Annotated in this window: 1 protein-coding gene; it reads left to right on the top strand. The window is 50.3% G+C overall.

Features of this window, described 5'->3' with window-relative positions:
- Positions 1-154: 154 nt before the first annotated feature.
- Positions 155-598 (top strand): recombinase family protein (locus ACQRAX_RS25560; RefSeq protein WP_427867781.1); only part of this gene is annotated, 444 nt, incomplete at its 3' end.

Below are 598 nucleotides of genomic sequence, written 5' to 3'. Positions count from 1 at the left end.
GCTAAACATTTCTGCCCAGCGGTTGAAAATTTACCTATTCACCATTACAACAATGATCAAGCAGGAAATTTTTTTGATTGCCGTAAATGTCCGTATATCTAGTTGAGGCACAACCCGCCAAAGTCATTGCCCCAACCAGAACGGCGATAACCGTATATTTACCGATAAGGCATCCGGCAGTTCAACAGACCGGGAAGGGCTGGATTTGCTGAGGATGAAGGTGGAGGAAGGTGATGTCATTCTGGTTAAGAAGCTCGACCGTCTTGGCCGCGACACTGCCGATATGATCCAACTGATAAAGGAATTTGACGCTCAGGGCGTGGCAGTCCGGTTCATTGATGACGGGATCAGTACCGACGGTGATATGGGGCAAATGGTGGTCACCATCCTGTCGGCTGTGGCACAGGCTGAACGCCGGAGGATCCTAGAACGCACGAATGAGGGCCGACAGGAAGCAAAGCTGAAAGGAATCAAATTTGGCCGCAGGCGTACCGTGGACAGGAACGTCGTGCTGACGCTTCATCAGAAGGGCACTGGTGCAACGGAAATTGCTCATCAGCTCAGTATTGCCCGCTCCACGGTTTATAAAATTCTTGAA

It is taken from the genome of Pseudomonas sp. UM16, from assembly GCF_050312595.1.
In the GTDB taxonomy this organism is placed as follows: Bacteria; Pseudomonadota; Gammaproteobacteria; order Pseudomonadales; family Pseudomonadaceae; genus Aquipseudomonas.
The sequence above is the reverse complement of the archived record's forward strand: the minus strand, read 5'-3'. Positions and strand labels throughout refer to the sequence as shown.